Annotated in this window: 9 protein-coding genes; 3 read left to right on the forward strand and 6 right to left on the reverse strand. The window is 72.2% G+C overall.

Annotated elements, in window-relative coordinates:
* Positions 1 to 104 precede the first annotated feature (104 nt).
* The 4 genes from OG370_RS28495 to OG370_RS28510 all read right to left on the reverse strand — a co-directional run bounded on the left by OG370_RS28495 (position 105) and on the right by OG370_RS28510 (position 6,962).
* Positions 105 to 3,968 (reverse strand): multifunctional oxoglutarate decarboxylase/oxoglutarate dehydrogenase thiamine pyrophosphate-binding subunit/dihydrolipoyllysine-residue succinyltransferase subunit, encoded by a 3,864-nt coding sequence (locus OG370_RS28495; protein WP_328469176.1) that lies wholly within the window; start codon positions 3,966 to 3,968, stop codon positions 105 to 107.
* Positions 3,969 to 4,204: 236 nt separating this feature from the next.
* Complete coding sequence (locus OG370_RS28500; RefSeq protein WP_328469178.1) at positions 4,205 to 5,401, reverse strand: HAMP domain-containing sensor histidine kinase; 1,197 nt, start codon at positions 5,399 to 5,401, stop codon at positions 4,205 to 4,207.
* Positions 5,398 to 6,111, reverse strand: a complete 714-nt coding sequence (locus tag OG370_RS28505) for a response regulator transcription factor (RefSeq protein WP_328469180.1) — start codon at positions 6,109 to 6,111, stop codon at positions 5,398 to 5,400. The genes OG370_RS28500 and OG370_RS28505 overlap by 4 nt, the downstream gene beginning before the upstream one ends.
* A 74-nt stretch (positions 6,112 to 6,185) precedes the next feature.
* Complete coding sequence (locus tag OG370_RS28510; protein ID WP_328469182.1) at positions 6,186 to 6,962, reverse strand: spermidine synthase; 777 nt, start codon at positions 6,960 to 6,962, stop codon at positions 6,186 to 6,188.
* Between the two features lie 146 nt (positions 6,963 to 7,108).
* On the opposite strand from OG370_RS28510, the gene OG370_RS28515 reads away from it, so the two are divergent.
* Positions 7,109 to 8,053, forward strand: a complete 945-nt coding sequence (locus OG370_RS28515; protein WP_328469184.1) for a class I SAM-dependent methyltransferase — start codon at positions 7,109 to 7,111, stop codon at positions 8,051 to 8,053.
* A gap of 515 nt (positions 8,054 to 8,568) precedes the next feature.
* Positions 8,569 to 10,992 carry an endopeptidase La gene (gene lon / locus OG370_RS28520; RefSeq protein ID WP_328469186.1) on the forward strand — a complete coding sequence of 808 codons (2,424 nt, stop codon included), beginning with the start codon at positions 8,569 to 8,571 and terminating at the stop codon, positions 10,990 to 10,992.
* Positions 10,993 to 11,181: 189 nt separating this feature from the next.
* Here the strand turns inward: lon and OG370_RS28525 are convergent, their stop codons facing one another.
* Positions 11,182 to 12,072 (reverse strand): lysozyme, encoded by an 891-nt coding sequence (locus OG370_RS28525; RefSeq protein WP_328469188.1) that lies wholly within the window; start codon positions 12,070 to 12,072, stop codon positions 11,182 to 11,184.
* 266 nt (positions 12,073 to 12,338) lie between these two features.
* Between OG370_RS28525 and OG370_RS28530 the strand changes: the two genes are divergently transcribed.
* Complete coding sequence (locus OG370_RS28530) at positions 12,339 to 12,761, forward strand: MarR family winged helix-turn-helix transcriptional regulator (protein WP_328474488.1); 423 nt, start codon at positions 12,339 to 12,341, stop codon at positions 12,759 to 12,761.
* Between the two features lie 129 nt (positions 12,762 to 12,890).
* On the opposite strand, the gene OG370_RS28535 is transcribed toward OG370_RS28530, so the two are convergent.
* Positions 12,891 to 13,646: a protein phosphatase 2C domain-containing protein gene (locus tag OG370_RS28535; protein WP_328469190.1), complete on the reverse strand. Its 756-nt coding sequence runs from the start codon at positions 13,644 to 13,646 to the stop codon at positions 12,891 to 12,893.
* Between the last annotated feature and the right edge of the window lie 87 nt (positions 13,647 to 13,733).

Consider the following 13,733-nt stretch of genomic DNA (forward strand, 5'->3'; position numbering starts at 1 on the left):
CACCGCAACGGCCGGCGGCCCCGTGCCCGGGAAGGGCAGGGGGCCGCCGGCCGTCAGGTGCGGGCGGCCGCGCGGAACCGGGGGAACCGCGCGGCCGCCGCCGGTCAGATCTCGAAGACCTCGCTGACCAGGTTCTGCTGCTGCTCCTGGTGCCGCTTCGCCGAACCCACCGCGGGCGACGACGAGGACGGCCGCGAGACGCGGCGCAGCCGGTCCGCGTTGTCCGGAGCGGCGCCCAGCACCAGGTCGAGGTGGTCGATCAGGTTCAGCGCGATGAACGGCCACGCGCCCTGGTTGGCCGGCTCCTCCTGGGCCCAGACGAACTTCTGCGCCTTGGTGAAGGGCGCCAGCGCCTGCTGGATCTCCGCACCGGGCAGCGGGTAGAGCCGCTCGATCCGGATGATGGCCACGTCGCCCGCACCGCGCTTGTCCCGCTCGGCGATCAGGTCGTAGTAGACCTTGCCGGTGCAGAAGACGACCTTGCGGACCTCTTCCGGCTTCACCGTGGTGTCACCGATCACCGGCTGGAACTGGCCGGTGGTGAAGTCCTCGGCCTTCGACGCCGCCGCCTTCAGCCGCAGCATCGACTTCGGGGTGAAGACGATCAGCGGCTTGTGGTGCGGGTTGTGCACCTGCCAGCGCAGCAGGTGGAAGTAGTTCGCCGGGGTGGTCGGGAACGCGACGGTCATGTTGTTCTGCGCGCACAGCTGGAGGTAGCGCTCGATCCGGGCCGAGGAGTGGTCCGGGCCCTGGCCCTCGTAGCCGTGCGGCAGCAGCAGCGTGACGCCGGAGGTCTGGCCCCACTTCTGCTCGGCCGCCGAGATGTACTCGTCGATGATCGAGGAGGCGCCGTTGGCGAAGTCGCCGAACTGGGCCTCCCACATCACCAGCGACTCCGGCCGGGCCAGCGAGTAGCCGTACTCGAAGCCCATCGCGGCGTACTCGCTGAGCAGGGAGTCGTACACGTTGTAGCGGGCCTGGTCCTCCGACAGGTACAGCAGCGGGGTGTAGTCCTCGCCGGTCACCCGGTCGATGAGCACCGCGTGCCGCTGGCCGAAGGTGCCGCGCCGGGAGTCCTGGCCGGCCAGCCGGACCGGGGTGCCCTCCAGCAGCAGCGAGCCGATCGCCAGCGTCTCGCCCATGCCCCAGTCGATGGTGCCGTCCTCGACCATGGCCGCCCGGCGCTGCAGCTGCGGCAGCAGCCGCGGGTGCACCGTGACGTGGTCGGGGATGTTCACCTGGGACTCGGCGATCCGCTTGACGACCTCGCTGGAGACCGCGGTCGGCACCGCGACCGGGAACTCGGCCTGGTTGTCCTGGCTCGGGCTCTCCGGCGGCGCGGCGACGGCCTCGCGCACCTCGGTGAAGACCTTCTCCAGCTGGCCCTGGTAGTCCTGCAGCGCCTGCTCGGCCTCTTCCAGGGTGATGTCGCCACGGCCGATCAGCGACTCGGTGTAGAGCTTGCGCACCGAGCGCTTCTTGTCGATCAGGTCGTACATCAGCGGCTGGGTGAAGGCCGGGTTGTCGGACTCGTTGTGGCCGCGGCGGCGGTAGCAGATCAGGTCGATCACGACGTCCTTGTTGAACGCCTGCCGGAACTCGAAGGCCAGCCGCGCCACGCGGACCACGGCCTCCGGGTCGTCGCCGTTGACGTGGAAGATCGGCGCCTCGATCATCCGGGCCACGTCGGTGCTGTACATCGACGAGCGCGCGGACTCCGGGGCGGCGGTGAAGCCGACCTGGTTGTTGATCACCACGTGCACGGTGCCGCCGGTGCGGTAGCCGCGCAGCTGCGACATGTTGAGCGTCTCGGCCACCACGCCCTGGCCGGCGAAGGCCGCGTCGCCGTGCAGCGCGACCGGCAGCACCGTGAAGTCGGTGCCGGCCTTGTTGATCACGTCCTGCTTGGCGCGGGCGATGCCCTCGATGACCGGGTCGACGGTCTCCAGGTGCGAGGGGTTCGCGGCGAGCGAGACGTTGATCTGCTCGCCGTCCAGGCCGGTGAAGTTGCCCTGGGCGCCCAGGTGGTACTTCACGTCGCCGGAGCCGTGCATCGACTTCGGGTCGAGGTTGCCCTCGAACTCGCGGAAGATCTGCGCGTACGACTTGCCGACGATGTTCGCCAGGACGTTCAGCCGGCCGCGGTGGGCCATGCCGATGATGACCTCGTCCAGCCGGGACTCGGCGGCGGCGTCCAGCACCGCGTCCAGCAGCGGGATGACCGACTCGCCGCCCTCCAGCGAGAACCGCTTCTGGCCGACGTACTTGGTCTGCAGGAACGTCTCGAACGCCTCGGCGGCGTTCAGCCGGCGCAGGATGCGCAGCTGCTCCTCGCGCTCGGGCTTGGCGTGCGGGCGCTCGATCCGGTCCTGGATCCACTTGCGCTGCTTGGGGTCCTGGATGTGCATGTACTCGACGCCGACGGTCCGGCAGTACGAGTCGCGCAGCACGCCGAGGATGTCGCGCAGCTTCATCAGGGACTTGCCGGCGAAGCCGCCGACCGCGAACTCCCGCTCCAGGTCCCACAGGGTCAGCCCGTGCTCCAGGACGTCCAGGTCCGGGTGCTTGCGCTGGCGGTACTCCAGCGGGTCGGTGTCGGCCATCACGTGGCCGCGCACCCGGTAGGAGTGGATCAGCTCGAAGACCCGGGCGGCCTTGGTGACGTCGTCGTCGTGCGCGGTGTCGATGTCGGTGCGCCACCGCACCGGCTCGTATGGGATGCGCAGCGCGGCGAAGATGTCGTCGAAGAAGTCGTTCTCGCCGAGCAGCAGCTGGCTCATGATCCGCAGGAACTCGCCGGAGGCGGCGCCCTGGATCACCCGGTGGTCGTAGGTGCTGGTCAGCGTCATGACCTTGGAGATGCCCAGCTTGTTCAGGGTGTCCTGTGAGGTGCCCTGGAACTCGGCCGGGTAGTCCATGGAGCCGACGCCGAGGATCATCGACTGGCCGGGCATCAGACGCGGCACCGAGTGCACGGTGCCCAGCCCGCCGGGGTTGGTCAGCGACGCGGTGACGCCGGAGAAGTCGTCCATGGTGAGCTTGCCCGAGCGGGCCCGGCGCACGATGTCCTCGTACGCCTGCCAGAACTCGAAGAAGTTCAGCGTCTCGGCCTTCTTGATGGCCGCGACCACGAGCTGGCGGTCACCGTTCGGCTTCACCAGGTCGATGGCCAGGCCCAGGTTGACGTGCTCGGGCTTGACCAGCGTCGGCTTGCCGTCCTTCAGCGCGAAGGAGTGGTTCATCGCCGGCATCGTCTTCAGCGCCTGCACCATGGCGTAGCCGATGAGGTGGGTGAAGGAGACCTTCCCGCCCCGGGCCCGCTTGAGGTGGTTGTTGATGACGATGCGGTTGTCGAAGAGCAGCTTCACCGGGATCGCCCGCACCGAGGTGGCGGTGGGCAGCTCCAGGGAGGCGTTCATGTTCTTCGCCACGGCGGCGGCCGGGCCGCGCAGCGGCACGTACTCCGTCTCGGCGGCGGCGGCGGGCGCCGCGGCCGGGGCGGCGGCGGGCTTGGCCGCGGGGGCCGGCGCCGCGGGAGCGGGCTGAGCCGGGGCGGGAGCCTGCGCGGCCGGCTTGGCCGCGGCCGGTGCCGGCGGGGCCGGAGCGGCAGGCGCGGCGGGGGTCGCCGGCGCGGTCGGAGCCGCCGGAGCCGGGGCAGGCGCCGCGGCGGCCTGCGGGCCGGCAGGCGCGGAAGGAGGCGTGGAACCGGGCACGCCCGCGCTGGCGCGGGCGGCGGCGCCCGAGGCACCGCCCTGGCCCGCGGGAGCGGCCGGAGCGGCGGAGCCGTCCGGCTTGTAGTCGGCGAAGAAGTCCCACCAGGCTCGGTCTACCGAGTTCGGGTCCTGGAGGTACTGCTGGTAGATCTCGTCCACGAGCCACTCATTCGGGCCGAAACCCGCTGCGGGGCCCTCGCCCTGCGCTTCGTGGTCGGTGGAGACACTAGAGCTATTGGGGGACTGTGGCGACACGGCGGCAACCGCCCTCTTCCGCTTCACAAGATGGTGGACAGCGGGAATAAAGGCTACGCCTACCTGACCCCTTCACGCAGTTTAGGGGGCCAGTCGTCGCGCAAGTCACACCCGAAGACTGGTTTCGGGACGGATCGTGGCGGGAAAGTGGTCCCTCTTGTGGGTTCGCCGGGCCAGTGGTCTATGCCATCCGCCCGGTCTGCGGCGGCGTCGCACGTCACCGCCATGCCGCCGCGTCAACGCGGCTGCGGCGGCATCCCCGGGAGGGTGACGTGGATGCGGCAGCCACGCGGGGATTCGGCCACCTCGATCCGGCCACCGTGCAGATCCACCGCCCAGCGCGCGATCGCCAGGCCGAGACCGGTGCCGCCGTCCGTGCCCGGATGTGAGCCCCGGTGGAAGCGGTCGAAGACCCGGACCCGGTCCGCCTCGGGGATGCCCGGGCCCTCGTCGCGCACCTCCAGGTCCAGGCTGCCCGGCGCCGACCCGCCGCGGGCCCGCACGGTGACCCGGCCGCCGGGCGGGCTGTGCTTCATCGCGTTGTCCACCAGGTTCGCCACCACCTGGTGCAGCCGCTCCCCGTCGGCGTACGCCACCAGCTCCGGCGGCGACACGTCCAGGTGCAGCGGCACGTCCGCGCGGGCCCGGGTGAGGGTGCCGCCGGCCTTGGTGCGGTCGGCGCCCAGGCTGGCGGTCTTCAGCACCGCCGACAGGTACGGCCACACCTCGAACCGCTTGGCGTCCAGCCGCACCGCCCCGCTGTCCAGCCGGGACAGGTCGAGCAGCTGGCTGACCAGCTTGCCCAACCGCTCGGTCTGCTGCAGGGCCAGCCGCATGGTCTCCGGGTCGGCGGCCGAGACGCCGTCCACCACGTTCTCCAGCACCGCGCGCAGCGCCGCGATCGGCGTCCGCAGCTCATGTGAGACATTCGCCACCAGCTCCTTGCGGTGCCGGTCCACGGCGGCCAGGTCGGCGGCCATCCGGTTGAAGGTCTCGGCCAGCTCGCCCACCTCGTCGCGGCGCACCCGGGCCACCCGGCGGGTGTAGTCGCCGCCCGCCATCGCCCGCGCCACCGCGGTCATCTCGCGCAGCGGCGCGGTCAGGTTGGTGGCGACGATCTGCGTGATCAGCAGCGAGGCGATGATCGAGAAGATCGTGATCACCCGGATCTCGGTCCGCGAGTGGATCGCCAGCGTCACCAGCAGCGTGGTGATCATCACGGAGGCGATCACCAGCGCCTGCAGTGCCGCCTTGATCGAGCGGGTCGGGTCCCAGGGGCGCAGCGCCTCCCACAACTGCCGCAGCCACCCGCGGACCACCTGCCGGCCGCGCAGCACGATGGCCGGCACCCTGCCCCGGGCCGGCCCCGAGCCGCTCAGGGCCCGCGCCGGATTCCGGGTGCGCGCAGGGTCCCCGGTGGGCCCCTGGCTCATGGCGCCGGGTTCTCCAGCGCGTAGCCCACGCCGTGCACGGTACGAATCCGCTCGGCGCCGATCTTGCGGCGCAGCGCCTTGACGTGGCTGTCCACGGTGCGGGTGCCGGACGCGTCGGTCCAGTCCCACACCTCGGCGAGCAACTGCTCGCGGGAGAGCACCGCCCGGGGCTGGTGGGCCAGGCACACCAGCAGCTCGAACTCGGTCGGGGTCAGGTGCACGTCGGTGCCGCCGACCCGGACCCGGCGCTGGGTGTGGTCGATCTCCAGGTCGCCCAGGTGGATGCTGGCGCCCCGCACGGTGGAGGCCGCGTCGGCGGCCCGCTCCACCCGGCGCAGCAGGACGTGCACCCGCGCGGCCAGTTCGCGCATGGAGAACGGTTTGGTCATGTAGTCGTCGGCGCCGACGCCGAGGCCGACCAGCATGTCCGTCTCGTCGTCGCGCGCGGTGAGCATCAGCACCGGAACGGGCCGGTCGGCCTGCACCCGCCGGCAGACCTCCAGCCCGTCGTACCCGGGGAGCATCACGTCGAGCACCAGCAGGTCGGGTTGCCAGGCGTGGGCCGCGTCGACCGCGGACGGCCCGTCGCCCGCGGTGCGGACCTGGAACCCCTCGGCCTGGAGGCGGGCCGCGATCGCCTGAACTATCGTCTGGTCGTCCTCGACCACCAGAACCCGGCGCTGCGCGCCTGTTGTCTGTGCGCTGTCCACTTCCGCTTCCGCCCCACAAGCTCGTCCGTTACCGGCAGCGTACGGGGCGGGCCGCTGCCCTGACTATGACGCCTTCACGCCTTGACGGCTACATGCACCACATCGGGCACGCCACGCGCGACCGGAACCTCAAGGGTGCGCACCCCGGTGTACCCCGCCCCATTGAGTGCGGTCTCGAAGGCGGCCGAGGGCTGCGCGGACCACACGGCCAGGACACCGCCGGGGCTGAGCAGCTCCCGGCAGTCGTCGAGGCCGCTGGGACTGTAGAGACTGCCGTTGTTGTCGGTGACTGTCCAGTCCGGGCCGTTGTCGATGTCCAGGCAAAGCGCGTCGTAGCCGCCGGCGGGCGGGCGCGCGCCTGCGCCGGCGGGCTCCGTACCGGGCCGCTCGCCGGGCGCCGTCCGCAGGTAGGCCGGCAGGTCCGCGGTGATCAGCCGCACCCGCGGGTCGTCCAGCGCGCCGTCGGTGTGCGCCGCGAAGTGGCCGGCCCGGTGCCAGTCGATCACCGCCTGCTCCCGCTCGACCACGTCGATCCGTGCCCAGCGCGGTTGGCCGGCGGCCCGGGCGAGCGAGAAGCCGACGCCGAGCCCGCCGATCAGCACGCTCGCCCGGTCCCGGCCGGCCGGCAGCGCGTCCAGCGCCACGTCGACCAGCAGCCGCTCCGAGCGGCCGTCGGAGGTGTCCATCAGGAAGGTGCCGTTGGCGATGATCTCCAGGTGCGCGCCGCGCCGGCGCAGCACCGCCTCCCCGTACGGGCCGTCGCGCCGGTCCAGCACGACCGGTCCTTCGCCGGTCAGGAGGCCGGGACCAGGGGTCGGGAAGCGCGGGTCACGCGTGTTCAAAGCCGCCATGACCCCATTTTGACGGACCCGGGGCAAACCCATGGCCGGACGTCGGCCGCCGCGTCATCGGGCGTTCAACTCCCGTACCGGAGGACTTCCGTTGTTCTGTGCCCGCAGATGGTCCGGGCCCCTGGGGCGCGGCGTAGGTTCCGGCCATGTCGCCCATTCTGAACAGCCCGATGGCCAAGCGGCTCCTGCGCCCTGCCACGACGCTCGTCGACCAGCGCGTCCAGCGCCCTGTCTCCCGGCTGCGCAAGGAACTGGACGCCCTGCGGCGGGAGGTGAAGGAGCTGGAGCAACTGCGCCGGCAGGTCGGCGAGCTGCGCGGCCAGGAGTACGCGGTCGGGCTGCTCTTCGACCGCACCGGCCGCAGCGGCCCCCGGCTGCCCACCGCGGCGCAGATCGACAAGCTGGTGGCCGAGGTGGCGAAGGTCAGCGGGACCGACCCGAAGGCGGCCCGGCGCAACGTGACGGTCGCGTTCCGCAACGTGATCGCGCTGGAGGCGCTGGCGGTCGGCCGGCTCGCCGGCTCCACCCAGAACGTCTGCGGCAAGCTCGCCACGGTGCCGCTGCTCGACCCGCCCAACGCGGAGGTGCTGGAGATCGGCACGCTGTACGGGCTCTTCTCGGCGACGATGCTGCGGATGCTGCACCGCGCGGGGATCGAGCCCGAGCTGACGATCGTGGACCCGCTGGTCGGTACGCAGCTCCAGCCGGGCGGGCTGGAGGGCCTCGACCCCACGGGTACGCCGGTCCGGCTCGACGTGGTCCGGGCGAACCTGGCGCTCGGGGGGAAGGCGGGCGAGCGGGCCCGGGTGCAGGTCGGCTTCTCCGGCGACCCCGACGTGCGCGCGGCGGTCTCCGACCGGGAGTACGGCGTGATCGTCATCGACGGGGACCACTCCGCGCAGGGCGTGACCGAGGACCTCGAGTGGGCCGAGAGCATCGCGGCCCCGGGCGCCGTCGTGGTCCTCGACGACTACGGCGACAACAAGTGGGCCGGCGTCCAGGAGGGCGCGGACGCCTACCTCGCCGGCTCCACCCGTTTCGACCTGGTCGGACGCGTTTCCACCTCGGCGTTTCTGCGGGCGCGGGACTGACCCACCGGGGTGCCCCGTTCTGTCGGTTCCGGGACCACCTGCCGGTGGGGGGTTGCGCCCGCCGTTCCCCGGGCCCCTGGATTCGTGACGGCTCTTCCGCGAAAAGAGCGTTGTCGCAGGCTCGGGGGCACGGGGATGCCCCTCGGGGGTGCCGCACCTGTGGATTTCGGGATCTTGCGCCCGGTGGCCTGCTGAGCGCGCAGTTCCCCGCGCCCCTTGGGGGTCGTTGCTCGCCGTTGCTGAGTTGCGGTTCCGGGAAGCCCTTCTTCAGCGGAGGAGCCGCACCAATCTCAGGAGCGCGTGGGGGCACCTCCCAGGCGAAGCTCTGGGGGAGAACTGCGCGACCAGCCCACCACTGGCCGCAAGGTCCCGGAGCCGACAGGAACCCCCCTCCCGGGGGGACTGCTCCCGGCCCACCGCAGGTGATCGCTCAGGGCGAACGTAGGGCCGGGAACACGGGCGGAGCCCTTTGCATTGAGTCAGGTGTACTCAACTTGCTTGCAAAGGGAGCGATCATGGCGTTTGAGCCGAAGAGTTCCAACCTCACCCTCCCCGTACTGCCGCTCGACGGTGAGGTCGTGCTGCCCGGCATGGTCGTACCGCTCGACCTGACGGACAGCGAAGTGCGGGCCGCGGTGGAGGCCGCCCAGGCGGCCCACGCCGGGGACACGGCGGGCAAACCCCGCGTGCTTCTGGTGCCGAGGGTCGATGGGAACTACGCGGCCGTGGGCACCCTCGGGACGGTCGAGCAGGTCGGGCGGCTGTCCGACGGCGACCCCGGCGCGGTGATCAAGGGCCGCTCACGGGTGCGGATCGGCGCGGGCACGACCGGCCCGGGTGCGGCCCTGTGGGTGGAGGGCACCGTCGTGGAGGAGCCGGCGCCGCAGGGGGCGCCTGGCACCGTGGCCGAGCTGATGAAGGAGTACAAGGCGCTCGCCACCAGTTGGCTGCGCAAGCGCGGCGCCTGGCAGGTGGTCGACCGCGTGCAGCAGATCGACGACGCCGGGCAGCTCGCCGACAACTCCGGCTACTCCCCGTTCCTGAGCGTGGAGCAGCGCGTGGAGCTTCTGGAGACCGCCGACCCGGTGGCCCGGCTGAAGCTCGCCACGCAGTGGCTGCGCGACCACCTCGCCGAGCAGGACGTCGCCGAGACGATCCGCAAGGACGTCCAGGAGGGCATGGAGAAGCAGCAGCGCGAGTTCCTGCTCCGCCAGCAGCTGGAGGCGGTCCGCAAGGAGCTGGCCGAGCTGAACGGCGACCCCGACAACGAGACGGACGACTACCGGGTCCGGGTGGAGTCCGCCGACCTGCCCGAGAAGGTCCGCGAGGCCGCCCTGAAGGAGGTCGAGAAGCTGGAGCGCTCCTCGGACGCCTCCCCGGAGGGCTCGTGGATCAGGACCTGGCTGGACACCGTTCTCGAACTGCCGTGGAACACCACCACCGAGGACACCTACGACGTCGCGGGCGCCCGGGCCGTGCTGGACGCGGACCACTCCGGCCTCGACGACGTGAAGGAGCGGATCACCGAGTACCTGGCGGTCCGCAAGCGCCGGGCCGACCGCGGTCTCGGCGTGGTCGGCGGCCGCCGCGGCGGCGCGGTCCTGGCGCTGGTCGGGCCGCCCGGGGTCGGAAAGACCTCGCTCGGCGAGTCCGTGGCCCGCGCGATGGGCCGCGAGTTCGTCCGGGTGGCGCTCGGCGGCGTCCGCGACGAGGCCGAGATCCGCGGCCACCGCAGGACGTACGTGGGCGCGCTGCCCGGCCGGATCGTGCGCGCGATCAAGGAGGCCGGGTCGATGAACCCGGTGGTGCTGCTCGACGAGGTCGACAAGGTCGGCTCGGACTACCGGGGCGACCCGGCGGCCGCGCTGCTCGAAGTCCTCGACCCGGCGCAGAACCACACCTTCCGCGACCACTACCTGGAGGTCGAACTCGACCTGTCCGACGTGGTGTTCCTGGCCACCGCCAACGTGCTGGAGGCCATCCCCGAGCCGCTGCTGGACCGGATGGAGCTGGTCCGGCTCGACGGCTACACCGAGGACGAGAAGGTCGTCATCGCCCGTGACCACCTGCTGCCCCGCCAGCTGGAGCGCGCGGGCCTGGCCGCCGACGAGGTGAGCCTGGACGAGGACGCGCTGCGCCGGCTGGCCGGCGAGTACACGCGCGAGGCGGGCGTACGGAACCTGGAGCGGACCGTGGCCCGCCTGCTGCGGAAGATCGCCGCGCAGCACGAACTGGGCGACCGGGAGCTGCCGTTCGCGGTCGGCTCGGGCGACCTGCGGGCCCTGATCGGCCGGCCGCACCATGTGCCCGAGGCCGCGCAGGACCCGGAGGAGCGGCGCACCGCCGTACCGGGTGTGGCCACCGGCCTCGCGGTCACCGGCGCGGGCGGCGACGTGCTCTACATCGAGGCGTCGCTGGCCGACCCGGAGACCGGCGGGTCCGGGCTCCAGCTCACCGGCCAGCTCGGTGACGTGATGAAGGAGTCCGCGCAGATCGCGCTCTCCTTCCTGCGCTCGCGCGGCGCGGAACTGGAGCTGCCGGTCGGCGACCTCAAGGACCGCGGCGTCCACCTGCACGTGCCGGCCGGCGCCGTGCCCAAGGACGGCCCGAGCGCGGGTGTCACCATGACCACCGCCCTCGCGTCCCTGCTGTCCGGCCGCCGGGTCCGTACCGACGTCGCCATGACCGGTGAGGTGTCCCTGACCGGCCGGGTGCTGCCCATCGGCGGGGTCAAGCAGAAGCTGCTGGCCGCGCACCGCGCCGGGATCACCACCGTGGTGATCCCCAAGCGCAACGAGGCCGACCTCGACGACGTCCCCGCGGAGATCCTCGGCGTGCTCGATGTCCACCCGGTCAGCGACGTCCGCCAGGTGCTGGCGCTGGCCTTGGAGCCGGCGGAAGCGGACACCCCCGCCGAGGAGGTCCCGATCGCCGCGTGACCACCTCCCGGTGGTGGGTTGCGCCCCTCCGCCGCGGTCGCTCGCCGTTCCCGGCCGCGGGCCGGTGGCCTGCTGAGCGCGCAGTTCCCCGCGCCCCTGTTGGTGCGGCTCCCTCCGCAAGGAGGGCGAGCCGCACCTGTCAGGGGGCGCGGGGAACTCCGCGTTTGCCCGGGCGGTCCCGTTACCGGGTTACCCGTTCGCGAGAGCCTGGAGCCCGGAGATCGGGCCGTTGAAGTAGTCCTGGTCACCGGGGAACGTGCCGGAGTCGGCGTACTGCCAGAACGTGTAGAAGCCGTAGCCGCCCGGCAGGGTCCCCGCGCTGGAGGAGTACTTGGCGATCCAGAACGGGCTGGTGGTCGCGAACCCGCTGTTGTTGCCGGTGCAGGTCGACCACCAGTCGTAGGTGGAGTAGATGACCGGGTAGACGCCTTCCTTGGCGTGGTACTCGTTGGCGAACGCGTGAATCCAGCTCACCATGCTGGCCTGGCTGAGGCCGTAGCAGGTCGCGCCGTAGGGGTTGTACTCGATGTCCAGCGCGCCCGGCAGGGTCTTGCCGTCGGCCGACCAGCCGCCGCCGTGCGCGATGAAGTAGTCCGCCTGCGTCGCGCCGCCGGAGGTGTCCGGCGTGGCGAAGTGGTACGACCCGCGGATCATGCCGACGTTGTACGAACCGTTGTACTGCTGGGCGAAGTCGGGGTTCGTGTACGAGGTGCTCTCGGTCGCCTTGATGTACGCGAACTTGCCGCCGTTCGCCCACGCGGTCGCCCAGTTGACGCTGCCCTGGTAGGCGGAGACGTCCATGCCGGGGGTCTGGGTCACCATCGGGGAGACGGTGCCGGAAGCGGCCGAGCCGTGCGCGCTGGAGCCCTCGTGCGCCGCGACGGTCGAGCCCATCCAGTCCAGTTCCGGGTGGGTGAGGTGGCCGGCGCTCGTACCGGTGCCGGCCGCGGTCGCCGCATGGGCCGCGCCGGGAGCGGTGAACGCCAGGGTGAGGAGGGAGACGATCAGGCCGGCGAGAACCGCGAGCCGGGTTCTGGCCGAGCCGTTGCCGTGCACGACGGAGAAGACTCCGTGGGACATGCGTGCCTCCAGGAGGGGCAGGTGGGGGACTCGCATGACCATGGTGTGGTCATGACAGAACTGACGGTACGTTGGGCGCTACGCGCGTGGAAAGAGGGACCGGTAACCGCCGTTGGTCTACGCCTGCGAAATACTTGACGTGCTGCGGAAACCACCGTCTGTGAAGAAAACTTTCAGCCGTTGAAAGCGGGGCCCCTGTGACCCAAGCGAACCGCGCCGCGTGCGATGCCGGCGGCACGGGCGGAACGGAGCCGCCCGGTGACGGCGTGGCGGGTGCGCTGGAGCGCGAGTTGACCGTGCTCTTCCGCCGGGCCAGGGCCGCCTCGGGCGACCTGGCCCGCGCGGTGCACCCCGGATTGGAGGCCGCGGCCTACGGCATCCTGGTCCGGCTGGACGAGGTCGAGCCCGAGCGGGCCACCGACCTGGCGGGGTACTTCGGCGTCGGCAAGGCCACCATGAGCCGGCAGTTGCGCGCGATGGAGGAACTGGGGCTGGTCGCCCGCGAACCCGACCCCGCCGACGGCCGCGCCTACCTGATGCGGCTGACCGACGAGGGCCGGGAGCGGTTCGCCCGGGTGCGGCGGCTGCGCCGCGAGCGCTACCTCGGGCAGCTCGCGGCCTGGGACCCCAGCGACGTGGCCGAACTCGCCCGCCTCCTGCACCGCCTCAACGCCACGCAGTCCGGGTAGCGCGCGGGCCGGTCGGCCCCCGGGCGGGGCCGACCGGCAGAACCCGCCCGGGACACGGCTACGGGCCCCGCTCGTACGCGGCTGCGGGTCCTCGCCCGTACGTGGCTGCGGGTCCTCGCCCGTGCCCGGCTACAGCTCGATCAGTACGGCTGTCGCGTCGTCATGCTGCTTGCCGGGCGGCGGCTGCTCGGTCTCCAGCGCGCGCACCCGGGCGAACAGCCGCTCCGGGCCCGCCTTGCGCAGCAGCGCGAAGGTGCCCGCCCAGTCGTCCACGGCGTAGTACTCCACCGCGCGGGTGGCGCCGTCGGTGAGCGCGGCCAGCGCGGTGACGTCCGTGCGGGGCAGCCGGCCGGTCACGGCGCGGGTCGCCGCCGACGGGTCGGCCGCGGCCGTGAAGAAGCCGCCCTCCTGGTTCCGCAGCGGCCCGACCCGCACCCCGGTCGCCCGCAGCCGGTCGATCCGGTCGTCCAGCACCGCCGTCACCACCCCTGCGGTGTCCTCGACCAGCAGCACCGAGTCGGACAGCACCAGGTACTCCACGGCCGCCTCGTCCCAGCGGGCGACGACCACCGTGGCCTGCGGCGTCAGCGGGTGAGAAAGATCACAAGTGCCGCGGTGCGCCTCGGCGGTCCGCGCGATCGCGTCGGCCAGGCAGTCCGCCAGCTCCGACTCCCGCCGCGCCAGGGACAGTTCGAGCAGCGCGCCGCCCAGCCGGGCGGTGAACCAGGGCACCGAGTGCACGCAGCCCCCGTTGTCCGGCGGCGGCGTCACCCCGTCCAGCACCACCACCACGCCGCCGGCGCCGGACGCCGGAAGCGCCACCGCCGCGAAGTCCTCGTTGGGCACGCCCGTCGTCCCGGGCTCGGTCGCCGTCTCGATCCGCATGGGGTCAGTCTCGCAGCCGGTTGGTCCGTACCACCGCGACGCGCTGCTGTGCGCGGGCATCCTGCCAAAGCGGAACGGCGTGTGCCA

The organism is Streptomyces sp. NBC_00448 (genome assembly GCF_036014115.1).
Taxonomy (GTDB): domain Bacteria; phylum Actinomycetota; class Actinomycetes; order Streptomycetales; family Streptomycetaceae; genus Actinacidiphila.

Bases quoted from the DNA above. Each gene is read 5' to 3' on its own strand.
- OG370_RS28510 (WP_328469182.1), bottom strand. From the start codon at position 6,962: ATGGCGGCTTTGAACACGCGTGACCCGCGCTTCCCGACCCCTGGTCCC.
- lon (WP_328469186.1), top strand. From the start codon at position 8,569: ATGGCGTTTGAGCCGAAGAGTTCCAACCTCACCCTCCCCGTACTGCCG.
- OG370_RS28500 (WP_328469178.1), bottom strand. From the start codon at position 5,401: ATGAGCCAGGGGCCCACCGGGGACCCTGCGCGCACCCGGAATCCGGCG.
- OG370_RS28515 (WP_328469184.1), top strand. From the start codon at position 7,109: ATGTCGCCCATTCTGAACAGCCCGATGGCCAAGCGGCTCCTGCGCCCT.
- OG370_RS28535 (WP_328469190.1), bottom strand. From the start codon at position 13,646: ATGCGGATCGAGACGGCGACCGAGCCCGGGACGACGGGCGTGCCCAAC.
- OG370_RS28525 (WP_328469188.1), bottom strand. From the start codon at position 12,072: ATGTCCCACGGAGTCTTCTCCGTCGTGCACGGCAACGGCTCGGCCAGA.